The 24,259-nt window shown below is 42.7% G+C and carries 25 protein-coding genes; 8 read left to right on the top strand and 17 right to left on the bottom strand.

The window, feature by feature from the left end; all coding sequences use genetic code 11:
• Positions 1 to 2: 2 nt before the first annotated feature.
• Entirely contained in the window at positions 3 to 920 is a 918-nt protein-coding gene (locus FM038_RS10015) for a DNA ligase (RefSeq protein WP_142870807.1), read from the bottom strand.
• Between the two features lie 225 nt (positions 921 to 1,145).
• Between FM038_RS10015 and FM038_RS10010 the strand changes: the two genes are divergently transcribed.
• The 3 genes from FM038_RS10010 to FM038_RS10000 all read left to right on the top strand — a co-directional run bounded on the left by FM038_RS10010 (position 1,146) and on the right by FM038_RS10000 (position 3,434).
• Positions 1,146 to 1,517 carry a diacylglycerol kinase gene (locus tag FM038_RS10010; RefSeq protein WP_142870808.1) on the top strand — a complete coding sequence of 124 codons (372 nt, stop codon included), beginning with the start codon at positions 1,146 to 1,148 and terminating at the stop codon, positions 1,515 to 1,517.
• A 300-nt stretch (positions 1,518 to 1,817) separates the two neighbouring features.
• Positions 1,818 to 2,726, top strand: coding sequence for a DUF481 domain-containing protein (locus FM038_RS10005; protein ID WP_185965678.1), 909 nt, complete (start codon positions 1,818 to 1,820; stop codon positions 2,724 to 2,726).
• A gap of 261 nt (positions 2,727 to 2,987) precedes the next feature.
• Positions 2,988 to 3,434: a hypothetical protein gene (locus FM038_RS10000; protein WP_142870809.1), complete on the top strand. Its 447-nt coding sequence runs from the start codon at positions 2,988 to 2,990 to the stop codon at positions 3,432 to 3,434.
• Between the two features lie 114 nt (positions 3,435 to 3,548).
• On the opposite strand, the gene FM038_RS09995 is transcribed toward FM038_RS10000, so the two are convergent.
• Positions 3,549 to 4,775: a nucleoside recognition domain-containing protein gene (locus tag FM038_RS09995; RefSeq protein ID WP_142870810.1), complete on the bottom strand. Its 1,227-nt coding sequence runs from the start codon at positions 4,773 to 4,775 to the stop codon at positions 3,549 to 3,551.
• 180 nt (positions 4,776 to 4,955) lie between these two features.
• Here FM038_RS09995 and rsmF point away from each other — a divergent pair, with 180 nt between their 5' ends.
• Entirely contained in the window at positions 4,956 to 6,389 is a 1,434-nt protein-coding gene (gene rsmF / locus FM038_RS09990) for a 16S rRNA (cytosine(1407)-C(5))-methyltransferase RsmF (RefSeq protein WP_142870811.1), read from the top strand.
• 199 nt (positions 6,390 to 6,588) lie between these two features.
• On the opposite strand, the gene FM038_RS09985 is transcribed toward rsmF, so the two are convergent.
• The 8 genes from FM038_RS09985 to apbC form a co-directional block, all read right to left on the bottom strand.
• Positions 6,589 to 7,377, bottom strand: coding sequence for a TatD family hydrolase (locus FM038_RS09985; RefSeq protein ID WP_142870812.1), 789 nt, complete (start codon positions 7,375 to 7,377; stop codon positions 6,589 to 6,591).
• Positions 7,378 to 7,487: 110 nt separating this feature from the next.
• Positions 7,488 to 7,814, bottom strand: coding sequence for a PilZ domain-containing protein (locus tag FM038_RS09980; RefSeq protein WP_142870813.1), 327 nt, complete (start codon positions 7,812 to 7,814; stop codon positions 7,488 to 7,490).
• A 7-nt stretch (positions 7,815 to 7,821) separates the two neighbouring features.
• Positions 7,822 to 8,736, bottom strand: coding sequence for a DNA polymerase III subunit delta' (gene holB / locus FM038_RS09975; RefSeq protein ID WP_142870814.1), 915 nt, complete (start codon positions 8,734 to 8,736; stop codon positions 7,822 to 7,824).
• Positions 8,736 to 9,368, bottom strand: a complete 633-nt coding sequence (gene tmk / locus FM038_RS09970; RefSeq protein WP_142870815.1) for a dTMP kinase — start codon at positions 9,366 to 9,368, stop codon at positions 8,736 to 8,738. Before tmk ends, holB begins: the two co-directional genes overlap by 1 nt.
• A complete protein-coding gene (gene mltG / locus FM038_RS09965; RefSeq protein WP_142870816.1) occupies positions 9,365 to 10,372 on the bottom strand; it encodes an endolytic transglycosylase MltG in 1,008 nt (335 codons plus the stop codon). The genes tmk and mltG overlap by 4 nt, the downstream gene beginning before the upstream one ends.
• Positions 10,369 to 11,184, bottom strand: a complete 816-nt coding sequence (gene pabC / locus FM038_RS09960) for an aminodeoxychorismate lyase (protein WP_142870817.1) — start codon at positions 11,182 to 11,184, stop codon at positions 10,369 to 10,371. The genes mltG and pabC overlap by 4 nt, the downstream gene beginning before the upstream one ends.
• Positions 11,185 to 11,318: 134 nt before the next feature.
• The gene (udk, locus tag FM038_RS09955) at positions 11,319 to 11,954 is read right to left on the bottom strand and encodes a uridine kinase (RefSeq protein WP_142870818.1); all 636 of its coding nucleotides are present in this window, start codon (positions 11,952 to 11,954) and stop codon (positions 11,319 to 11,321) included.
• Positions 11,955 to 11,963: 9 nt separating this feature from the next.
• Positions 11,964 to 13,079 (bottom strand): iron-sulfur cluster carrier protein ApbC, encoded by a 1,116-nt coding sequence (gene apbC / locus FM038_RS09950; protein ID WP_142870819.1) that lies wholly within the window; start codon positions 13,077 to 13,079, stop codon positions 11,964 to 11,966.
• Positions 13,080 to 13,240: 161 nt separating this feature from the next.
• Between apbC and metG the strand changes: the two genes are divergently transcribed.
• Positions 13,241 to 15,313, top strand: coding sequence for a methionine--tRNA ligase (metG, locus tag FM038_RS09945; protein WP_142870820.1), 2,073 nt, complete (start codon positions 13,241 to 13,243; stop codon positions 15,311 to 15,313).
• Positions 15,314 to 15,552: 239 nt separating this feature from the next.
• Positions 15,553 to 16,806, top strand: coding sequence for a sensor domain-containing diguanylate cyclase (locus FM038_RS09940; protein WP_195873240.1), 1,254 nt, complete (start codon positions 15,553 to 15,555; stop codon positions 16,804 to 16,806).
• Between the two features lie 29 nt (positions 16,807 to 16,835).
• On the opposite strand, the gene FM038_RS09935 is transcribed toward FM038_RS09940, so the two are convergent.
• The 7 genes from FM038_RS09935 to FM038_RS09905 form a co-directional block, all read right to left on the bottom strand.
• Positions 16,836 to 17,708, bottom strand: coding sequence for a sulfurtransferase (locus FM038_RS09935; RefSeq protein ID WP_142870878.1), 873 nt, complete (start codon positions 17,706 to 17,708; stop codon positions 16,836 to 16,838).
• A 95-nt stretch (positions 17,709 to 17,803) separates the two neighbouring features.
• Positions 17,804 to 18,256, bottom strand: a complete 453-nt coding sequence (locus tag FM038_RS09930; RefSeq protein WP_142870879.1) for a GNAT family N-acetyltransferase — start codon at positions 18,254 to 18,256, stop codon at positions 17,804 to 17,806.
• 37 nt (positions 18,257 to 18,293) lie between these two features.
• Positions 18,294 to 18,611 carry a YciI family protein gene (locus FM038_RS09925; protein ID WP_142870823.1) on the bottom strand — a complete coding sequence of 106 codons (318 nt, stop codon included), beginning with the start codon at positions 18,609 to 18,611 and terminating at the stop codon, positions 18,294 to 18,296.
• Between the two features lie 80 nt (positions 18,612 to 18,691).
• Positions 18,692 to 19,084 carry a hypothetical protein gene (locus tag FM038_RS09920; RefSeq protein WP_142870824.1) on the bottom strand — a complete coding sequence of 131 codons (393 nt, stop codon included), beginning with the start codon at positions 19,082 to 19,084 and terminating at the stop codon, positions 18,692 to 18,694.
• Positions 19,085 to 19,087: 3 nt separating this feature from the next.
• On the bottom strand, positions 19,088 to 19,576 hold the full coding sequence (locus FM038_RS09915) for a CreA family protein (RefSeq protein ID WP_142870825.1): 489 nt from the start codon (positions 19,574 to 19,576) through the stop codon (positions 19,088 to 19,090).
• Positions 19,577 to 19,579: 3 nt separating this feature from the next.
• Positions 19,580 to 20,959, bottom strand: coding sequence for a molecular chaperone (gene yegD / locus FM038_RS09910; RefSeq protein WP_142870826.1), 1,380 nt, complete (start codon positions 20,957 to 20,959; stop codon positions 19,580 to 19,582).
• Between the two features lie 182 nt (positions 20,960 to 21,141).
• Positions 21,142 to 21,690: an aminoacyl-tRNA deacylase gene (locus FM038_RS09905; protein ID WP_142870827.1), complete on the bottom strand. Its 549-nt coding sequence runs from the start codon at positions 21,688 to 21,690 to the stop codon at positions 21,142 to 21,144.
• 205 nt (positions 21,691 to 21,895) lie between these two features.
• On the opposite strand from FM038_RS09905, the gene FM038_RS09900 reads away from it, so the two are divergent.
• Both FM038_RS09900 and FM038_RS09895 read left to right on the top strand, forming a co-directional pair.
• Positions 21,896 to 23,335 carry an NfeD family protein gene (locus tag FM038_RS09900; protein WP_142870828.1) on the top strand — a complete coding sequence of 480 codons (1,440 nt, stop codon included), beginning with the start codon at positions 21,896 to 21,898 and terminating at the stop codon, positions 23,333 to 23,335.
• Positions 23,316 to 24,110, top strand: a complete 795-nt coding sequence (locus tag FM038_RS09895; RefSeq protein WP_142870829.1) for a slipin family protein — start codon at positions 23,316 to 23,318, stop codon at positions 24,108 to 24,110. Before FM038_RS09900 ends, FM038_RS09895 begins: the two co-directional genes overlap by 20 nt.
• Positions 24,111 to 24,259: the final 149 nt, after the last annotated feature.

Genomic DNA, 24,259 nt, shown 5'->3' with positions numbered 1-24,259 from the left:
TATCACTGTTCAAACCTTACCCTAAGATAGCGAGCAAACCTAGGTGTTCCTTTCTGGGTCAAACCAGAGTATTGATAGGTGACGATTGAACCTATTGATGGTGGATTCATTCGCTCTTTAATGGTAAATCCAGTGCCTATTTTAAACGTCACACCTTCAGAGTTTACAACAAGAATCGAACCCATCATTCCCTCAAACTTGCCTTTTCCTGCTTGATAAGCAAGTACGCTGGCTTCTGCATCATAATAAGGCTTTAATTTTATCAGATCACTGTTTCTCCCTGATTTGTATGTAGCATTTTCCCTATGCAACATTAATCCTTCACCGCCATCCTCAATAACCTCTTCGAGCCAAGTCTCTAATGTCGCTTGTTTAACAATACGCTTATGTTCTATCACTTCCATGAAAACAGAGAGATCACTCAAGCTAAGTTTTGCTTGTTTGTATCTGGACTCAAATTTTTCGGAACTGGCTGGTAAATCAAAAACCATAAACTTAACGCTTCTCCAATCTTCATCTACTGCTACTTTTCGCCTTGCCAGTGCAGACATCTGTTCAAATGTCCCTCTTCCCATCCACAGCTCACCATCTAAAGGGTAACTAGGAAAGCGTTTAACAAACCATCTAGGTACAGGGATCACCCTACCTGAGCGTGACAACATTCTCTTACCATCCCAAAACCCTCTCACGCCATCGAGTTTCTCACTGACTAAATAGTCTGCAATTGAGCCTTGGATCTTTGCATCTGTCGCCAGTTGAATATGCGTAAATGCTATTTTTGACTGAGTCGTTATTACGCGTTTCGAATTAATGTCTAACTGTTCCTCTGCGCCAACGGAAAGTGGTAAACAAACAAGCGCAAGTACAAGTACAAGTACAAGTACATGAACAATAAGCTGATGAACTGAAAAGATATTCATAAACGTTCCTTCGTATTAGTGGGACAGGTTAACTCCATTAACCTGATTTAAATGACCAAAAATCTGCTCAATATAAGTGTAGTTCAGGAACCAAACTCTTTGAAATTGGTCTCAAACATTTCAAATGATATAATTACGACAAATTTATCAATTCGATAACAAATAGTTATTAATTTATTCGATTTTTCACGATAATTATCAAAAATACTCCACAGATGGAAGATTATGAAACCTGCAAACAATCACGGTATAAAACGGATCATTAGGGCGACTGGCTTTTCAATGAAAGGGCTCAAAGCGGCATGGACTCATGAGGCAGCGTTTAGACAAGAACTTATATTAGCCATTATTATGTTGCCCATTGCCTTGATAGTCGATGTCACCAGTATTGAAAAGCTGTTTCTTATTTTAACCCTCTTCATCGTTATCATTGTTGAGTTATTAAACTCAGCCATTGAAGCCGTGGTTGACAGAGTGGGTGATGAAATACATGTATTGAGTGGACAAGCCAAAGATATTGCCTCAGCAGCCGTCTTTATGAGCTTGGTATTATGTGGCCTCTCTTGGTTCATCATTCTAGCGGGTCGATACTTATAAACACCCATTAAACACTCATGATAAAAATAGCCAATATCTCACTTCAGTTAGGGGCAAGCTCTTAACTGAAGTTATCATTTTTATTCAGACCATACCTTCCAACCCCAAGTAAACCAAGTCTCATGCTTATAAGCATATTATTGAGTCTCCGACAAGACACGTTAAAAACATAATTAGAACATTTTTTGATACAAATCATTCACAAATAGACACGATCTGCTAATATAGATCTTGAAAAATAGTTGAAATCAACAAAATCAATTACTTATAACAATAATAATCTTTTATGGAGCCGCCTTAATGATCGATAGATTAGGCATCTCATTTTTATGTCTTTTAGCGAGTAGTCCGATACTTGCAAATGATGTTAACCCATCTTCGAGTGGGTCAGTAATCTCTAGCAGCGACGATCAAGTTGTGATCCGTGTCGGTGGATTTTATTCTAATTCTAATTCAAGCATGGATGTCACTAATCCACTATTAGGAAAAGACTTCAAGATCGACTTCGAGAAAGATCTTAAGCTCGAGGAGTCACAATTCCTCCCCTTTTTCGAAATGTTTTATCACTTTAATGAACGCCATAGTCTCTATATCGACTGGAAACAGCTACACCGAAATGCTGAAGTTCAGGCAATCACGACACCATTCCAGGTTAATTTTGAAGACAAAATTTATGATATTCAAGCCGGGGCTAAGCTAAAGACAACCTTGAATATGGACATCGCTAGATTAGGATACGGCTATAACTTTTATCAAGGCAACAACTACAATCTAGGCCTATCCGTTGGGCTACACACCATGTTCATTAAGACCGGTTTTGAAGGTGATATTGGCGCCTGTATCCAAGAACAGCAGAACCTCACTTGTGATCAACAGCCACTTGACAAGGCTGTTGATGAGAGCGTTACCGCTCCCCTACCAGACGTGGGTATTTATGGGGATTATGAATTCAGTCCAGGTTTTAGATTTACCGCACATGCACAATTCTTCTATATCAAACTTGATGATCTAAAAGGTAGTTTGATTGATATTCGTGCAGGGGTTGAAGCATCGATCACAGAAAATTGGCACATGACAGCCGCATTTAACTACTATGAAGTCGATGTTGATTATGCTCAAAAGACCAATAATGGCGACGTTCATGTAGCCGATTATAACCTCTACTACAGCTTTATAGGCCCCATGCTATCGATAAGCTATCGATTCTAGTTCAAACCTACCGGGTGACTCATCGGCTCCCGGTCACTCTGCCCTTTGTATTTATTCTTTCCAGCGTTATTAAACCTGCTTATAAACTCAAAAAAGTCTATTAAAGCCATCTGGCTAATCGCCTGAATTATTGATAGAAAAATAACCAACATTTTACGTTCTTAAAAAAACGCCAAATCAAGACAAAAATAAAACTCACACCTTGGAAACTTCACCTTCTTCTAGCTACATTAAAAAGGAGATGTAATTGAGGAAAGTATGATGAATAGATTAACAAAGCTAATGTATGCACTCATTATTGCAACGAGTTCATTGCTTTTAGCAATACCAGCGAGTGCACAACCAGATTCATTCTTTGATGTTTTTTTCGATATAGAATTAAGAGATAGTAGCCCATCACAATCACCACTTGATCTCACCGCAGTTGTAGAGATGAGACATAGAGGTGGTGAAACCCGGACAATTCAGACTGAAATTTTATCCATGGATCTTTCATCATCAGGTAGCTTACCTACTGATGATGGCGCCGTGAGAGAAACACGCCATAACGCAATGGTGAAATACCGTTTAATGAACATAGGTTCATCAGGACAAGATGGTGTACGCTTTGCCGAATTGGTCATTACCTGTAGTCCCGAATGCCGAGTGACAAATTCTCGCTCTATGACGAAGAAAGATCACCGGGGTCATGTTACCGTTCTCAAATAATTTACTATTTATATATTGAACATTCGTAACTAGGCATAGCAGGTTATTTGGTGGCTCATTTGCCCTATGAACCACCAAACTCAACATGATACCAATCAGAATAAGCTAACTCGATCAGCCATAAAATTGATAACAGACAATAATAGCCGCAACGATCCCAGCTAAGTCTGCAGTTAAGCCACAAACCAATGCATGCCTACCATTGCGGATCCCCACTGCACCGAAATACACCGCCAGCACATAAAAGGTGGTTTCTGTACTGCCTTGAAAAATGGCTGCCAATCGTCCAGCAAATGAATCGGCACCATGATGGTTCATGGTTTCCAACATCATGGCTCTAGCCCCTGAGCCACTAAAAGGTTTCATAATTGCAGTCGGCAAAGCATCAACAAAGCGAGTATCTCCGCCTATCACAGAAACAATCACAGCAATTATGTGTAGTAAGTAATCGAGTGCGCCAGAAGCTCTCAGTAAAGCAATAGCCAGTAGCATGGCGAGTAGATAGGGGATAAGCTTAATTGATTGCGCAAAGCCTTCTTTTGCTCCCTCTATAAACTCATCATAAACAGCAACCTTTCTCACCCCAGCCACCAAAATAAAACTAAACACCAGCAACAACAAAATGCCATTGCCCATCACACTCGATAAGGTGCCGATTGCCGTAGTCGTTAATGTTCCTAGGTAAAACATCAAGGCCATAATTGAACCAAAAATTAATGCACCATAGCCCATTACAACCGTATTCATCAGAGATAATCGCTGAAATGCAGCGACAACAAGCACCCCGACTATGGTCGATGCTGAAGTTGCCAACAAGATAGGTAAAAAGATATCGGCGGGCTCAGCCGCACCTTGTTGTGCTCGATAGAGGAATACAGTCACTGGGATGAGTGTCACCGAAGAGGTATTTAGCACTAAAAATAATATCTGTGCATTAGTTGCCACTGTTTTCACCGGATTTAAGGTTTGCAGATCATGCATCGCTTTTAACCCCAGAGGCGTAGCAGCATTATCTAACCCGAGCACATTGGCAGTTAGATTCATGGTCACACTGCCATAGGCGGGATGACCTTTAGGCACTTCAGGCATCAGCCGAGATAAAAGCGGTTCAAATGCCTTGGCGAACACGCCTACCACGCCGGCTTTTTCACCAACCCTCATCAACCCCATCCATAAAGACAGCACACCAATCAAACCAAGAGCGATTTCAGCCGCGAGTTTTGCGCTACTAAACAGGGCTGTAACCGATGCCGATAGCACCTCCGTCTGCCCATTCAACAGCTGCCCGACTATAGCAAACATGGCAACGACAAAGAAAAACAACCAAATTCGATTTAACACATACCTTCCTTAAAATGATCAATCCACAAATATTAATCAATCGTGTCGTTAAAATTGACAATGCAATTCGATAATAAAACTGTCGGTGATGAGCAAGGCCTCACCCAGCTAGGCTCTGTGATATAATCCTGCGAATATTATTCGCTGCCTGTCAGCGTTTGCATAACCTACGGTTAAAAAATGGCTCAATTAAATCAAGACTTTCTCGACAGCATTGCCAAAGACATGCCTTCGCACCTTTCTATGGACGACTTTATTCAATACAGTGCCCGCCCACTGAGAGCTTCGATTCGAATCAATACGCTAAAAATCTCTTCGGTCCACTTTATTGAGCTGATGGAGCCAAAAGGGTGGAAACTAACACCTATCCCTTGGTGCCAAGATGGCTTTTGGATCGATCTCGAAAATAAGGTGCAACTGGGTAACACTGTTGAGCATTTACAAGGTCTTTTTTATATCCAAGAAGCCAGCTCAATGTTGCCACCAACAGCACTATTTTCCCAGCTAAATGAAATAGATAATCTAACTATACTTGATATGGCCTCGGCTCCGGGTTCTAAAACGACTCAAATGGCCGCCTTAATGGATAATTCAGGCTTATTAATTGCCAATGAATACTCCTCAAGCCGTGTAAAAGTCTTACATGCCAATATTCAACGCATGGGAGTGAGTAATTGCGCCCTCACCCATTTCGACGCTCGTGTATTTGGTGAATATCTATTTGAGCGTTTTGATGCCATTTTACTCGATGCCCCCTGTAGCGGTGAAGGCACAATAAGAAAAGATCCTAGCGCTTTAAACGGCTGGAATATCGATGAGATAACCAAGATTGCAGAGACCCAAAAAGCATTACTTGAATCCGCTTTTCTAGCGCTGAAACCCGGTGGGACATTGGTCTATTCCACCTGTGCATTAAGTCGCCTTGAGAATCAGCAAGTCTGTGAGTACTTAAAAGAAAAATATCCCCTGGCCGTCGAGTTCGAGTCTCTTGCTTCCCTATTTGAACATGCTGATAAGGCCTGCACTGAAGAGGGATTTCTGCATGTTTGGCCACAAATTTACGACAGTGAAGGTTTCTTTATCGCTAAGATAAAGAAAACGGCCTCGATTGAAAGACTAAAGCTTGAGCCTAAAAAACAAAAGAATTTCCCTTTCAGTAAAGCCCCACACAAAATTGATGCTGAACTCAGGCACTACTTTAAAAGTACATTCGATATAAGCCTACCTACAACAAGCTTGATTATGATGAGGGATAAGGAGTTTTGGCTATTTCCAAAGCAGATGGAGCAACTTATAGGTTTGATGCGCTTTCAGCGAATAGGCATTAAGCTAGCCGATGAGTTAAAACATGGCTACAAGGCACAGCATCAAGCTATTCAAGCCCTAAGTAAGCAGTTAAGCCATCATGAGTTAAGCCAAGCACAAGCCATTGAGTACCTGATGGGAAGGGATATACCGTTAGATGGGAGTTTGAAACCACAAGGTGAAGTCATTGTCAGTATTCACGGCAGTCCATTGGGACTAGCAAAGCACTTAGGTAAACGTTTGAAAAACAACTTACCCAGAGACTTAGTGCGAGATAAGATTGTTAATTCCGACGCCAGCTCGTCATAAAAACACATTTAGTTACAAAGGTGCATTATAAATATCGCACATAAACGCTACAAGTGAGTTCTGTCGACTACACTATTAGCCAGAGAGTTAATTCCTAATGAGGATCTCAACAGTAGCGCACGGCTCTTTAGGTAGAGCCATTCCCCTGACCCAAAACAATCGGAATAGTTTTGGGTCTTTTTTTGCCTAAATTTTGAGATTAGCGGCCCACGAGTTTCGCAGCATCAGAAAATAAATTAAAGAAATTATCAGTGGTATATTGAGCCAACTCTTCATAAGAATCCCCTCTTAACTCAGCGATAAACTCTGCCACATCACGGACATAAGCAGGTTGATTCTCTTTACCTCTGTGTGGTACAGGAGCTAAATATGGTGAGTCTGTTTCGACCAAGAGTCTGTCTCTGGGTACCTTTCTCATTACAGTTCTTAAATCACCCGCATTTTTAAATGTAGCAATTCCTGACACTGAGATATAAAAACCAAGGTCAAGCGCTGCTTTAGCCATCTCCCAGCTCTCTGTAAAACAATGCAGCACACCACCAACGTTATCAGCATGGCCATTTTTTAAAAAGTTCAGTGTATCTTCTCTGGCATCCCGAGTGTGAATGATAAGGGGCTTGTTCACTTGCACCGCGAGTTCAATTTGCTGCTCAAAACACTGCTGCTGCAACGCCTTCGTTTCATTGGCATAGAAGTAATCTAAACCGGTTTCACCAATCGCAACCACTTTAGGCTCTTTGACAAACTCATTGAGCTCTTCAGTGTTCAGTCCTTCTTGGACATCTAATGGGTGTACGCCAGCCGAAAGAAAAACTTGATCGAATTCGGCCATTTTATCCCTCATTGAGAGAAAGCCTTGTTGACGAACATTCACACATAAGAAATATTCAACATCCCGAGCTTTTGCATCGCTGATGATCTGTTTGAGCGACTGATGATCGGGCGCGGCTTTTAAACGGTCGAGATGGCAATGAGAGTCAATGAGCACGTGAGTTTCCAGCAGGGTAATAACACTAAAAAAGGAGACAAAGAATACAGACCTACACGAGCCGGGTCAAATCCACGCAGAAAGGAAATGAATATGCAGGATAACGAAAATTACATGGTGCAGGTTAAATCGCCTGAGGCGAGTTCAGCAGATAATAGCGTTTCTATATGATGTTTGTGAGTTTCAGCATCAGATAATATCTTGATACCAATCCCTACGGGACGGCCTCCAGATGCGCCCAGCGGGTTGATCCACACGACCACGCCTTTGAACTCATGTTTATTGGTTGAGCCTGGAAGTTGATAAGCAATCATCAAATCTTGCCCTAGGTAATGGCTCTCACTCGTCGCAATAAACAGCCCCACGGGCTTAATAAACGGCATATAGGCACGATATAGCTGATGTAAGGTATCAAAATTAACAACTAGGTCTATCATAAAAAGACTATCTCGTTAACCTGTTATATTCTAAGACAAAACTATTAAAAAGAGCTAAATAGTTTACGTTCGGCATAACACTCAATTTATGATAAGTATCCATAACCTTCATCCCAAACTCTGTCACTCTCACTCTTAATAATGCATCTAAATCTGTTTGTTTGATTAATTTCTGTCTTAAAATTAAGTATAAAACTTTAAGTGCATCAGAAACTTGCTTTTCATTCACATTAATTAAACTAGCACAGAGGTGACCAGAGGACAAACTTTGAGCCCAGTCTTTCCTAAATTGTAGCAGTTGCTCGTAACGTCCGCTTTCTAGTGCTGAAGCCAGCTCTATAGGCCCTCCCATAACTGGTAAACACCAAGTCACATCGGCGCCAGAATTAACATCTGTGGCTAACAATGATCTGATCTCTGTCATAGATGGCATTTGAAAGTGCACTAACTGACAACGACTCTTAATTGTAGCCATCAATCTGGCAGGCGTATCTGACTGTAAGATTAACAAGGTATCTTTACCTGGTTCCTCTAAGGTCTTTAGCAGTGCGTTTGCCGATGCTTGATTTAGCTTTTCACATTGACTGATCACAGCAATGCGCCGCCCGCCTTGCTGGGAGGTTGAAGTCAACTTTTGGCAAAGTTGCCTTACTTGATCGACTTTGATTTGATTACCGTCAGCAATAATGTGATAAAAATCTGGATGCGTATTCGCTTCCATTAGCTGACAAGCCTTACAAAAACCACATGCTCCTTGCTCAGTCGATGTTTGGCAAATAGCAGATTTAGCCATACCCAAAGCAAGTAACTCACCACCATAGCCCGAATGCACACCAACAAGGTAAGCGTGACCTAATAAGCCCGCTCTCGCCTGTTGACTGAACTCACTAATAGGCTTAACGAGCCAAGGAACCGTCGTCATTACCACTCCTGAGATTGTAACAGGGCAAGAATATCTTTATGAACCTCTGCCATTGTCTGACTTGCATCGATAACAGCAATGCTGTCATCGTCAGCCGCTAAAGATAAGAACGTTGCGCGGGCACGCTCAAAAAAATCTAGTGCTTGTTTTTCAATCCTATCTAGCTCGCCACGATTTGCGGCTCTTTGGAGACCAAGTTCAGGGTCAATATCTAAATAGATCGTTAAATCTGGTTTGAAATCACCTAAGGTCGCTTGGCTAACAACATTAACCAATGTCATCAATCCTCTGCCGCCACCTTGATAGGCCAAAGAGGATAAATTGTGTCTGTCGCCGAGTACCCAATCGCCACGTTCAAGGGCTGGTTTAATCACATTAGCAACAAGCTGGGCTCTGGCTGCATAAAGCAGCAAACATTCAGCTTCATCGCATAATGGATCACTGTCGTCGGCAATCTTGACCAGATCTCGGATACGCTCTGCCAGCGGTGTACCACCAGGCTCTCGCGTACAGACCGGAGCTTGGCCTATGTGTTTTTCTATAAAATCACCAACCAGAGAGATAGCGCTTGATTTCCCTGCACCTTCTAGTCCTTCTATTACAATAAATTTACTCTTGTTATCTCTGTTCATCGATTTCTCTGGTATTTATTGACGGCACGATTGTGCTCAGTTAACGTTTTGGAAAACACATGACTACCGTCATTTTTCGACACAAAATACAGGTAATGCACGTCAGCGGGCTGGGCTGCGGCAATTAAAGAAGCCCCACTAGGCGCTGCAATGGGTGTCGGTGTTAATCCGTTGATACGGTAGGTATTGAATGGGGTATGTTCACGCAGGGCTTTGCGGGTTATGTTACCTTTATAGCTGTCCCCCATGCCGTAGATAACTGTCGGATCAGTTTGTAGTCGCATGCCTTTATTCAGTCTATTGGCAAAAACTGCAGAAATCCAAGGGCGCTCACTGGCCTTACCGGTCTCTTTCTCAATAATAGATGCCATGATCAGTAACTCATAAGGAGACGTTAATGGCAAGTCTTCAGCACGTAGTGCCCAGGCAGCATCGAGCTCTTGTAGCATTTTCTTATAACTCTGCTGCACAATAGATTTTATATTGTCACCAGCAACATAGTGATAGGTATCAGGATAGAATTTACCTTCGGGTAAACCCGACTCATCACCATTTTCTTGCAAGACCAGATCAAACACATTTTCATCGAACTGGCTATGTGCTAATGCTTTTAGCACTTGCTTCCACTCTTTAATGCTTTGCCCTTCGATTAAGGTAACACTAAACACCTTTTCCTCCCCCTTAATGAGTTTGGTTAAAAGCTGAGTAACAGACTCGCCAGGATGTATTTCATAGAAACCTGAGCGGATCTTAGCAAGTTCTGGTTTCAATTTGACTAAGGCTTTTAGCTTCCAGCCGTCAGTGATCAGATCCCTTTGCTCTAAGGTAGACACAAGATAAGAAAACGAAGTGCCTCTTTTAAGCACTAACTCCTGCGACTCCGACGTATTCAATGTTGAAGTTGCAAAATCAGAAACTACTTTATAGCCCCATATCCCCACGCCACCAGCTAAGGTCAGTAAGGTAAAACAAGTCGCTATAAGCGCAATCATTATTTTTTTCATAATATTAGGTGCAAATTTCGCCTTAGCGTTTGAGTGAATGGTGCTTGAGCATAGTCAAGATCATCGATTTTATTTATATCAATGAGTCCTATCAGACTGTTCGTCATAAAAGCATGTTGAAATTGTGACAAACCAGAATGAGCAATAGGCCTAGCTTCTAGCTCAAAGCCTAAATCGATAAGAGCATAAATCATCTGCTCTCTCATGATCCCTGCCACACCAGATAATGACATAGAGGGAGTCACTACCTGGGTTCCATTAACAAAAAATAGATTGGCCATGGAAGATTCAACGACGTCATTTCTAGCATCTAAAACCAGCCAATCATCATAACCCTCAACGATAGGTTCAGATTTAATCAACACCTGCTCTAGCCGATTGAGGTGCTTGATACCCGCTAATCTTGGCTGTGTTGAAAGCCTAATTGGTGAAGTCGTAATGGCTATTCCAGCTTGCTGCCAATGCTTATAATGACGAGGAAAACCATGAACTGATACCACTTCCGTAACATCACAGAATTCAGGGGCAGCATAACCTCGCCCGCCGCACCCTCGCGACAGCAATAATTTAATACAGCCACGAGTTTCGACACCCGCTAATTCTTCGAGCTGTAATACTAATTGATTCGATGCAGACCAAGGCATGCCAAGACGTTTAGCACCTTGACTAAGACGTACTAGGTGTTCAGATAAAAAGGCGATGCTCCCATTAACTATCCGCATCGTCGCGAATAGCCCATCACCGTAGGCTAAACCGCGGTCTAGGGGATCAAGTCGATGGTGTCGTTCACCATTTACCCAAACTTTTGGCATTAGATTATTATCCATATTATGTTTTGGATAACCACTAAGAGCCCTTAGTTATCTTGACTATGCGTTATCTCACTTATCTATATATTTAAATTTACGTGAGTTAAGCCGTTTGTAGGGCAGCTCTTTTGAGCGGGTTATTTAGCTAAAAGATGTTGAATTCTAGCCTTTAAAATATCTGTTGCGATACGGTTTTTACCACCGCGAGGGACGATAATATCAGCGTATTGCTTCGAAGGATCAATAAACTGCAGGAACATGGGACGCACAGTTTCAGTATACTGTGACATCACAGACTCCATGGTACGTCCTCTCTCGGCTACATCACGGGATAATCTGCGCATAAAACAGATATCCAATGGCGTATCCATAAATACGCTAGCATCCATGAGCTCACGTAAATTAGGATCAGTAAGCAGCAAAATACCTTCAAGGATGATCACCTTTTTAGGCGTCATAGTGATCGTTTCAGCCATACGTGTATGTTCGTTATAGCTGTACTGAGGGATCTCTACGGCTTCACCAGATTTAAGCGCTCTAAGATGACAACACAAATGCTCGTGATCTAACGCTTTAGGATGATCGTAATTAGTGAGAACACGCTCATCCATAGACATATGGCTCTGATCTTTATAGTAGGCATCTTCAGCAATGACTCCTATTTGATCTGTACCTAAATCTCGGCATAATTCTTCGTAAATGGTTTTCGCAATTAAACTTTTTCCTGAAGCTGACGCCCCTGCGATACCGATAATGACACACTGAGAATTCATGCTAAAACCTTATTCGTCTTCTGAAATATTAATAGATACACTTGGAGTGACTTGCGTAAGCGCTAATTGAGCGCCGACTCTGCGGGCGATATCACGATAAATAGCAGCCACTTCACCATCGGGGTCGGCAACAACTGTAGGCACACCATTATCCACATCTTCACGTATATTAAGCTTAAGCGGTAACTCACCTAATAGTGGCACCTGGTAGCGTTCTGCCATTTTACGGCCACCGTCACTGCCAAATGGATGCTCTTTATGACCACATTCGGTACAGACGTGAAAACTCATATTCTCAACGATGCCTAACACAGGAATATTCACCTTTTGGAACATGCTAACGCCTTTTTTAGCGTCCGCTAGCGCAATATCCTGTGGAGTTGTCACCACAACAGCACCTGTAACCGGTACTTTTTGAGACAAGGTCAGCTGAATATCACCAGTTCCTGGTGGCATATCGATAACCATATAATCAAGTTCAGGCCATTGAGTTTCACTAAGGAGTTGTGCCAATGCTCCTGCCGCCATAGGTCCACGCCAAACAGCCGCTTCATCTTGGCCTAACATAAAGCCGATTGATTGAGCTGTGATGCCATGAGCTTCTGCAGCCGTCATCATTTTACCGTCTGGTGAAACAGGCTTAAAATCGGTCACACCCAACATGAGTGGAATCGAAGGTCCGTATATATCGGCATCGAGTATGCCAACTTTCGCGCCTTCGGCAGCCAAAGCTAACGCCAGGTTGACTGCTGTAGTTGATTTACCTACACCACCTTTACCAGACGCAACTGCAATGATTTGTTTCACATTGGGGAGAGGGTCAACAGCACTTAGCGCTGAAATGGTTGCAGGTTGGAAATCAATTTCACACTCGACTTCATCGATAGCATCCAGCACAGCTAAAGCTTTCGTCACCGTCATCACAGTGTCTCGGTATTGAGTCATACAGGGATAGGGGTAAACCAGTCCAAGTAGCAAACGTTTCCCCTCAATATCGAGTTTATTAACACAACCCGCACTGACCAAACCTTGTGCCAAATATGGATCTTGATGAGCATCTAAAATAGCCAAAACTGGCCCGAGAAGATCGTCGCTAAGACGGTAATGTTGAGAAGCTGAAGACAAAAGTGCCACCCCCTATAAAAAATTTGACCAAGTGTACCAGAAAACAGCACAAATATTCGTGTAGATTTAACCCACTTAAATCACCTTTTAATGAAACTCTTGCAAGGATCGGTTAGTATCTATGCCATTATTTATGGGCCCTAAACTGATTCAGAGACAAGATGGCAAATTCACAACGAAAAATCCTCGTCACGAGTGCACTACCATACGCTAACGGACCGATACATTTGGGCCATATGCTCGAATATATCCAGACTGACATCTGGTCACGATATCAAAAACTTCGTGGTCATGAATGTCACTATATTTGTGCAGATGATGCCCATGGTACGCCAATCATGCTCAAGGCCCAGCAATTAGGTATTGAGCCTGAAGAGATGATTGCTCAAGTCAATAAAGAGCATCAACAGGATTTTGCTGACTTTAATATTCAATTCGATAATTTCCACAGTACTCACAGTGTAGAGAATCGTGAACTATCGAGCGAAATTTATCTAAAACTACGCGATTCAGGCTACATAAAGACACGCACAATTTCACAGCTATTTGACCCTGAAAAGTCGATGTTCTTACCCGATCGTTTCGTTAAAGGCACCTGCCCTAAGTGTAAGAGCGAAGACCAATACGGTGATAATTGTGACAACTGTGGTGCCACATATAATCCTACTGATTTGATCGACCCAAAATCTGCAGTTTCTGGTGCCACACCAGTGATGAAAGATTCTGAGCACTTCTTCTTCGACCTACCCGCATTTGAAGGCATGTTAAGAGAATGGACTCGCTCTGGTGCCCTGCAAGATGAGATTGCCAATAAACTGGCTGAATGGTTCGATCAAGGACTGAAACAATGGGATATCAGCCGTGATTCACCTTATTTTGGCTTTGAGATCCCAGATGCGCCTGGCAAGTACTTCTATGTATGGCTAGATGCACCGATCGGCTACATGGGTTCATTCAAGAACCTTTGTGATAAGCGCGAAGATCTCAACTTTGATGATTTCTGGGCCAAAGACTCTACCGCAGAGGTTTATCACTTCATCGGTAAAGATATCGTTAACTTCCACAGCCTATTCTGGCCAGCAATGTTAGAAGGTGCGGGTTACCGTAAGCCTACTAATGTCTATGCCCACGGTTATGTGACAGTTAATGGCGCTAAGATGTCTAAGTCAAAAGGTACCTTTATCAAGGCACGTACTTACCTTGATAATTTAGACCCTGAATACTTACGTTATTACTACGCCGCTAAGCTCAGTAACCGTATCGACGACCTCGATCTGAACCTTGAAGACTTTGCCCAGCGCGTTAACTCGGATTTAGTCGGTAAATTGGTAAACCTTGCATCTCGTACAGCAGGCTTTATCAGCAAGCGTTTCGATGGCAAGTTAGCGAAAGTGAGTGACACTACGCTTGAACAAGTATTTCTAGCTAAGCAAGAAACCATTGAAGTCCTATATGAGTCACGTGAGTTTGGTAAAGCAATGCGTGAAATCATGGCATTAGCCGATATGGCCAACGCTTATGTTGCAGATGCTGCGCCTTGGCAGTTGATCAAACAAGAAGATAAGCAGGAAGAAGCCCACCAGGTTTGCTCTAATGCACTTAACCTGTTCCGTATTCTGGTTACTTATCTAAAGCCTGTGCTACCTAAATTGGCTGATGATGTTGAAGCATTTCTGCAATTCCCACTCACGTGGGATAACTTGCATGCCGATCTTACCGGTCATGAAATCGCAAAATTCAAAGCCTTGATGCAGCGTATTGATATGAAAAGTATCGAGGCGATTATCGATGCATCAAAAGAAAATTTAGTGCCATTACAACCACAAATAACAAAATCAGAGCAAGTCGAAACTGAGACTGTCACAGATATGACCGATGTAGATCAGTTAGCACTTGATCCAATTTCAGAAGAGATAAGCTTCGAAGATTTTGCCAAAATTGATCTGCGTATTGCGCGTATCGCAAAAGCCGAACATGTTCCTGAAGCTAACAAGCTACTTAAACTTCAGCTCGATTTAGGCGGCGAGACTAAACAGGTATTTGCGGGGATCAAGTCTGCTTATGCTCCAGAAGATCTTGAAGGCAAGCTCACTGTCATGGTTGCTAACCTTGCACCACGTAAGATGCGCTTCGGAATATCTGAAGGCATGGTCATTGCTGCAGGTCCTGGTAAGAAAGATCTTTGGATTGTAGAGCCCCATGAAGGTGCACAGCCTGGTATGCGGGTTAAATAACGCTAGCTCAATAAAACTAGGCCGCTATTAAGCGGCCTTTTTTCTATCTCAATTTCTACGCTCTAGCCCTTTCTATTACTCCGATTTTGCATTACCTTAGATAATACAGAGTAAAACTCTAAAATAGCTTGCACGTATAGATGATATAGCTAACGGATTAATCACATACAACGGTAAGGATCACTGTTCAACATCAATTATCTGCAAATCATTCAATAACGGACCATAAGTGAATGACTATGATGAAGGATAACTCCCAGATTGAGCAATCGATTTACCGTCTATTTGAGATAACTCCGATCCCAGTTGTCTTATCCTACCCAAGTGGAAAGCTTGAATATGTAAACCCTGCATTCAACAAGATGCTTGGCTACGAGAAGGAGCAGATATACGCAGAAGGTATTGTTATCACCCACCATGATGATATCTCCGTCAATCAGGAGGTAAGACGTCAACTCATAGACAACCCCTACTCCCCAGTCACTATCGAAAAACGTTACCTTCATAAGATGGGTCACGCTATCTATGCACAACTTAATATTGTGGCTCAACCTGATACAGAGGGAAATGTGGTCAGATATATCTCTCAGCTGGTTGACCTAACCACGATCAGAAAGTCAGAAGCCGCAGAGGTACTCCTCAATCATCTAGTTAACCAATCTAATGATGCAATATATGTTGTCGATCCAAAATGCGGTGACTTTCTTAACTCAAACCATCTAGGCTACAGCAGACTTGGCTACAGCAAGACGGAACTGCTGACACTGTCTGTTCCTCATATACACCCAGCGCTACAGCAAGCTGGAAAATGGCAGCAGCATGTCGATGATATCAAAGATAATGGTAGCCAAGTCATCGAGTCGACACATAACCGTAAAGATGGGACTGCGATACCGATTGAAGCAAACATCAGTTTTATAGAATATAACGGCGCAGACTATCTAATTGCGATTGTCAGAGATATCTCTAGACGAAAGCAAAAAGAGAAAGAAGTGCTTGAAAAAGCCAATTTAGATCCATTAACCAACCTACCTAACAGACGGATCATGGAGCAAAAGCTTTCACAGATGTTTTCAAAAGTGGAACAACGCAATCAATTTATTGCCTTTATCTATATTGATCTTGATAAATTCAAAGCTATCAATGACACCTATGGGCATACAACGGGTGACGGCATATTGAAAGGAACAGCAAATAGACTCAAAGCCTGTATTAGAGAATCTGATATTATCACTAGACTGGGGGGAGATGAGTTTCTCGTTGTTGTAAACGGATTTAAAAATGAGGAGCAGATTAAGTTGATGGCTGGAAAGCTATTGGCAAAATTTGACTCCCCATTTCATATTGAGCACATTACCCTTCATGTCGAGGCTAGCTTAGGGGTTGCTGTTTATTTTGGTAATAACACTGATGTGCACACCTTGATACAGCTCGCCGATGAGGCGATGTACCAAGCTAAACAGGTATCGGGAACTTCTATATACTACTTATAATAATCATTAATTTTGAAGTTAAATTTACATTACAACTCAACAGGCAATTTATGATCGCTTCCCCAATCAGCCCATGAACCATCGTAGAGTACATTGTTATGATGTCCAGTTGCCACAGAGGCTAAGATTAAAATACAGGCTGTTATTCCAGAACCACAACTAAAAATACGCTCGCTTCCCGCTAAAGGGTTATCCTTTTCTTTCACCGTTATCTCAGTGAATAACTCACTTAGCTGCTCAGGTATTTTTAAGCAATGTCCATCCAAAACCTTAGAAAATGGTAGATTTATAGAATTTGGAATATGTCCGCTACGCACGCCAGCTCTAGGCTCCGGAGCCTGACCAGAAAAACGTGAAGCCCCACGAGCATCGAAAATACTCATCTCTTTGTTTGAAAGATTATCAAGCAAGTAAGCAGAATCGCATACAGCATCCTGCATATGAATCATGAGTTCACTGTCACGGTCTAAAACTGGATTCGCTAGAATAGAAGCTGAATAATGATTAGCCGTCACCCTGCCTTCATCTAACCATTGAGGCAAACCACCATTGAGTACATAGACATTATCAAACCCCATTACCCTAAAGATCCACCAGGCTCTGGGTGAAGAGTAAATACCTTGATTGTCATAAATAACGATGTGACTATTTGAGGTTATTCCTAGAGTAGAAATGACATCCCAAAACTGCTCTGCTGTAGGAAAAGCGTGAGTCATTGACGCGCTGAGATCACAAAGGACATTTTCTAGATCCAATTTCTGAGCGCCAGGAATACAGGCCAATGTGTCATAAAGTATCGGGGACTTACCTACGACTTTTTCCATACTGGCATCGAGTAAAATAAGTTTATCATGACTCAGATTTTGCTCGAGCCACTCAGTAGTGACTAGGGGAGATTTTATCGGTTTGTTCATTCAACTCTTCTCTTCTCTTCTCTTCTCTTCTCTTCTCTTATCTCATCACAAAACAGATACCTTACTGGTACCTCCTGAGGCCTTTAAATAAATGTATCGACTTGGTCCAAAGCCATATGCAGCAAGGGGAATGGCTGACCTTGACTATCTAATTCTGAGCGTCCTATTACACAAAATCCAACATGCTTATAAAACGCCAACGCCTTAGGGTTTTGCTCGTTTACATCAACCTTAGTCGCACCCTGATGCTTAATAGCATATGCCACTAATGCTGTTCCTATGCCGCAGCCCATGCTTTCTGGCGCTATAAATAGCATCTCAATATTACCCCCAGCGACGCCACAAAATCCTTGGATACTTCCAGCGCGATCTTTAGTGCACCGCAAATCAACAGCATCAAAATAATACTGTAAGACTAACGGCCGTAACCTTTCAATATCAGGCTCACTCAAGAAGTCATGGCTTTGTCGAACCGAAGCCTCCCAGACCGTTAGCAGCTCGCCATAATCTGTTTTAGTCACTGATTCAACTATCATGCTGTAACTGAGACGTGTGGTGTTTAAACAATTCATACTACATCTTCACCTGAACCAGCTCCGATACTTCTAAAGAGCCGCCAATTTCAAGAAAGGGACAAGCTTTAGCATGGACTAATGCCTGCTCCATTGATTCAACATCTATGAGTGTAAATCCAGACATACCTGTCGTACCGCCAACACTCACGGACCCATCGGAGTTAACCGTTTGGGTACTTTTTAGCAGGTTTGCAGGACTCACCATAGCGCTCCCTAAAGTGGCTAGCCAGATTTTGTATTTAGCAAAATGCAACTTCCCCTCTTCGGGCGTTGCAGGTTGTTCTCCACCGAGATAAGTGAGCATATACTGAGGCATAGCGATCTCCTTCCTTTGATATTAAGCCATTCACTCTAATATAAAAGACCTAAAAGAAACAATAAGCCAATAATCAGGTATCAATCTCCCCTCAAAGACTGCTCTTTCCAGATAATCAGCAAGTAAGCCGTCATAACAATAGAGAAAATATCAAGCAGATAAGCTGAGCCCGTGGTGAAATCACCAAAGGGGATCCCCAGGGATATCGGTGGGTAGAAAGGTAACCAATGTAGAAAGGTGAAGGGTTTTACACACTGAAACAAGAAAAAAACTAAGGTAAATATTCTGCCCCAAGACTTTCTAAACCAGAGCCCGTAAGCGCAAAGAAGAGGTGATAATAAGAATATCACCCCGTAAATGACAAACTTAGATAAGATATCATGACTTGGTTCAGCAAAAGCCATGACACCTAATCCAGTCATGGCATATAAGCATGAGATAAACGCAGCGATTTTAGTACTTACTGCTTTCACTTGCTACTGAACCGGAACCCCAGAAGGCTGCCATGCTCCAGTGTTATAGAGGGGTACTGTCGATAAGGCATGCTTATGACTCCCCTTCGTCTCTTTAGTCGAGTAAGAAAGATAGAGTAAAGTTTGATTTTTCGCGTCATAGATACGGCGCACTTTGAGAGACTTAAACAAAATACTCAAAGATTGCTTGAATACGATTTCACCATTTTTACTCTTATCAATTCCGGCAATCTCTTGCGCCGAAATAGGACCTGTTTGGCGGCAAGCGATACTCATATCCGAAGGATCAGCCAAACTTAAATTCGCTTCAATGCGACTGATATGACAAGTGACACCTGCTATTTTAGGATCATGACGAGCATCGATAATCACATCTTTTGTGGTGAATAGACCAAGACTCACTTTAGCGACATCGTCACCGCCACATGCACTGAGGCCAAATACCATCACACCTGCAGTAACCCACTTCCCTAAAAGGGATACTTTTCTCATCTGTTAATCCTCTTTAAATACTTTTTGTGCCCAACGAGTCAACCCTGCGGTAACGCTGCCGAAATGATCACCGACGACAATCGGCAGTTCAGGATGCAAACCTGCTATCTTGTCATAGATGGCAGGGCTTCTTGCCGTCCCACCCGTCACGTAAATCACATCAGGACATACACCAGCGGCACGTAAAGCCTGCTCCATCAATGCTTCGATTTTCTCACCCGGTATCTTTATCGCATCACTAAAGAGTTGACGGTTAACTTCAGCATCCAAATTGGGACAGATATAATCTAGCTTAATCATCACTGATTCACTATCTGATAATGCAATTTTAGCTTGTTCGGCGCTGCGTACTATTCTATAGCCCAATTGATCATGTTGTACTTTTAGCAATCTACTGAGTAACTCAGGCTTCTTCGCATCTTTAACCAGCTCTTGGATCATCTTACGCGAGCTCAAAGAGACAAAATCACGCTGGGCACTGATATCATTGACCGCGACAGCATTCCAGAAAGGTTTACTCGGTACAGGCAAACCATTAGACAAATGGCAACCTAGGCCTAAGTGACTCATGAAAGCTTTCATCGATAAGGCAATATCTAAATCATTGCCCCCCACCCTCTGTCCACTATGGCCGAGAAAATCTTGGCTTCGCTCGGCACTGTGGACATGAGATGGCCCCATTTTTACCACTGAGCAATCTGTGGTACCGCCGCCGACATCGACCACCAGCACGACTTTATCTTCTGTTAAACTGGCTTCAAAATCCATACCTGCTGCTAGTGGCTCAAATAAAAAGTCGACATCAATGAAACCGGCGCGCTTTGCTGCAAGACGTAATATTGACTCAGCTTGAAGATTACTCTCTTCACCACCGACACCTTGAAAGTTAACCGGTCTACCTATGACCGCGTGGCTGATAATACCTGGGTTATTAAGCCCTTTTTCAGATTCGGCGATATGCTTCACATGTAACATCATCATGGTGACGATATCTTCAAACAGGGCCACTTGATCAGGCCTTAAGCCGCTGGCACCAAGAAATGATTTAGGAGAGCGGACATAAAATCCTTCCTCAGGCATGTCTAAGTATGCCTTAACAGCCTGCTCACCAACAAAGACGGCCTGCTCATCGCTTTCGAGATCGAGATCTCGCCTTGCATGCTTGGCACGGCTTAACTGAGCACCACGCTGTTTTGCGTAACCCGCTTTTAAATGCTGCGGCATTCGCTGATAAACGGCTTCGGCGATCAATTCTCTGTCGAGGGCATAAAGCGTTGAAGTCAGATAATTAGATCCCGCCGATAAGGGGAGTAATCGAACTTCACTATCATCCATGATACCTATGGCGCAATTCGCGCTGCCATAATCAAAACCAACAAACATTCACTCGCCCCAGAAAATTAAACATTTCGCTAAAAATAAAATAAACGAAAGTGATAAAAAGCCGAGAAAAATAACACAGATTGCTACGAGTAAAAAGACAAATCATCTGTCAAAATAGATTTGCCATCTTTCAGAAATAAATCATCACTGAGGATAATCATACAGTCACTCAACATCCTCAGTCATATAGCGCTTAAGCTGCCACTGAGAGCATTACTATCATATGCATTGTCATAATCGCCAAATTTAGGCGTACCTACTGACTCGCCGCTGATATCAGCCAATAAAGTACCCGATAATAGTGGCGTGTATTGTAAATGGTTAATCTTGATTAAATGACAATGGTCCCCAGCTTCGATATAAACCTTATCTTCATCGATCAGACGCTTATCAAGCATCATCTTGACCCCATAAGCCTCTGCCAACCCTGGAATCGCACCTTTGTCGCAATCATGAAACAAGGACAATAAGTCTTGCTCATCAGCTAAGCTGTACACCTCCCCCATTAACTCACTGACTTTTAATACTGACAAGCGCCTACCCGAACCAATACCAGCCAACATATAGTCACCTTCTCCATTTACCAGTAATACGGCTTTAATGACTTGTGCACTTGGAATATGTGCCGATGCCGATGAATCTAGTGAAGAAAGGGTTTTTCTATGTTTCACCACACTATACGTAACGTGATGGCTGTTTAGAAAAGATGCCAAAGTGATAGCGATACCCATGTATACCTCCTTTGACCTGAATCGATTTTACCCGTTGTGACTAAGCAAATATCCAAGTCAAACCATTTAAGGGAGCCTTAATCTAATTATAGTTAAGCAAAGAATTTATACGCATTAAGCAGAGCCGATATTTTTTAGCTAGACTTTACAATAATGGCTGCAAAGTTGCTTTACCATGAGACCAGCACTATCCCTAGCTTGTTCAATGAAGATCTCTCTAATTATGGCATTATCTCTGATGATGTTTACCACCTCTCCTGCATTCGCTGCCAATGAGACTTCGACACCACAAGCTGCTCAATCGGATGAATCTAAGGTGAAAATATCAGATGTGATTCCGGTACTGAGTATCAAAGGCGCTATAGGCCCAGCCATAAGTGATTACTTAACCAGTGAAATCGCTCTAGCCAATCAGTTAAATGCACCACTCATTGCCATCATCATAGATACACCTGGTGGCTTAGTATCAAGCCTGCGTGATATTAACAAGGCGATACTCAACTCACAGGTGCCAATAGCATGCTTAGTTCATCCTGCAGGAGCCAGAGCGGCCAGTGCAGGGACATACATCCTCTACGCATGTCACATCGCAGCCATGACACAGGCCACGACACTAGGCGCTGCCACCCCGGTTAGCATTGGCGGTTCACCCAAGAGTCCTCAAGAAAAAGATGACAAAACCAGCTCTCCATCTGCCATGGAGAAGAAAATCCTTAATGACTCCATTGCCTATATTCGTTCATTAGCTCAGCTAAGAGGCCGGAATGAAGAGTGGGCAGAGTTGGCCGTTACAGAAGCTGCGACCTTAACCGCACAAGAAGCGTTAGATAAAAATGTCATTGACCTTATTTCAACCTCGGTAAATGACTTAATTGAACAAATTGATGGCTGGCCGATAAACATAAACCAAAAAGAGAGCGTACTTTCACTCTCATCGGCACACTTAAAAGAGATAAATCCAGATTGGCGCAATGAATTTATTGCGACCATTACCAATCCCAATATTGCCTATATCTTGATGTTGATAGGCGTTTACGGTCTGATCTTGGAATTTTATAGTCCCGGGATAGGCGTAGCGGGTGTCACAGGTGCAATTGCTCTGGTCATTGCCATGTACGCCTTTCAGATGCTGCCGGTCAATTATGCGGGCCTTATGCTACTGCTGTTAGGCATAGGTTTGATGGTTGCTGAATCTATGGCACCCAGTTTTGGGGTGTTTGGTGTTGGCGGTGTCATCGCTTTTGCATTGGGTTCCATATTTCTAATCGATACCAAAAACACAGACTTTCAGATCTCCCTACCCGTTATTGCTGCCGTTACCTTTGTCAGCGCCACCTTTGTGATCATTTGCTTAGGTTATCTGTGGCGCGCACGTCATAACAAGGTAGTCAGTGGCCAGGAAGCAATCATAGGCGCCCAGGCTAAAGTATTGGAAGATTTTACTGACCATGGCTTCGTGTTGTTTGGCGGGGAACGCTGGGCAGCAAAAAGTAATTTTCCAATGCATAAAGATCAGTGGGCGCGAGTAGACAATGTCGATAATCTCACCTTAATACTCGGACAGAAAACCGACAATGAGTCTGAGTTAATTCCAACACATGACGATAAAAACAAGGAGACGAAGAATGGATCCCATTCTACCTAGTGGTGCCATGTTTAGTCTGGCCGTATTGCTACTCTTCTTTGCACTCTTATTTAGTGCATTTAAGGTTTTAAGAGAATATGAACGAGGAGTGATCTTCATGCTCGGTCGTTTCTATCGAGTAAAAGGACCAGGGCTCATCATCGTCATCCCAATTATTCAGCAGATGGTACGGGTTGACTTAAGGACCATCGTCATGGACGTGCCGACTCAAGATGTGATCAGCCGAGATAATGTCTCCGTAAGGGTCAATGCGGTGATCTACTTTCGCGTTTTGGACTCTCAAAAAGCCATCATCAATGTAGAAGATTATCTACAGGCGACCTCTCAGTTGGCACAAACCACACTGCGTTCAGTCCTCGGTCAGCACGAGCTCGATGAGATGCTGGCAAACCGGGAAATGCTCAATACCGACATTCAAAGTATTCTCGATACCCGTACCGATGGCTGGGGGATTAAGGTATCAAATGTCGAGATTAAACATGTAGATCTCAACGAAACTATGGTCAGAGCGATTGCAAGGCAAGCGGAGGCCGAACGAACTCGGCGTGCAAAGGTCATTCATGCATCAGGTGAAATGGAGGCCTCGGCTAAGCTTGTAGAGGCCGCCAATAAACTCGCCGAAGAACCCAATGCCATTTTGCTTAGGTACCTGCAAACTCTGACTGAAATAGCAGGTGAAAAAAACTCTACTATTCTCTTCCCATTACCAATGGATCTTCTCGAAGGAGTGATGAAAAAAAATGTCAGTGAATCGGGTAAAAATCAGAATAAGTAACTGAAGCTCACTCAAATCCAGCCAATAAAAAAGCCGTCATAGACGGCTTTTTTGCTGCATGTATGAAGTATGAATCGCCCGATACAGCGTTAATCAACTCATTATGCCAAGTAACTATAGCAAGTAATTTGCACTATGCCAGAGCTAAG

The sequence above is a fragment of the Shewanella eurypsychrophilus genome (genome assembly GCF_007004545.3).
Lineage (GTDB): Bacteria > Pseudomonadota > Gammaproteobacteria > Enterobacterales > Shewanellaceae > Shewanella > Shewanella eurypsychrophilus.
The sequence above is the reverse complement of the archived record's forward strand: the minus strand, read 5'-3'. Positions and strand labels throughout refer to the sequence as shown.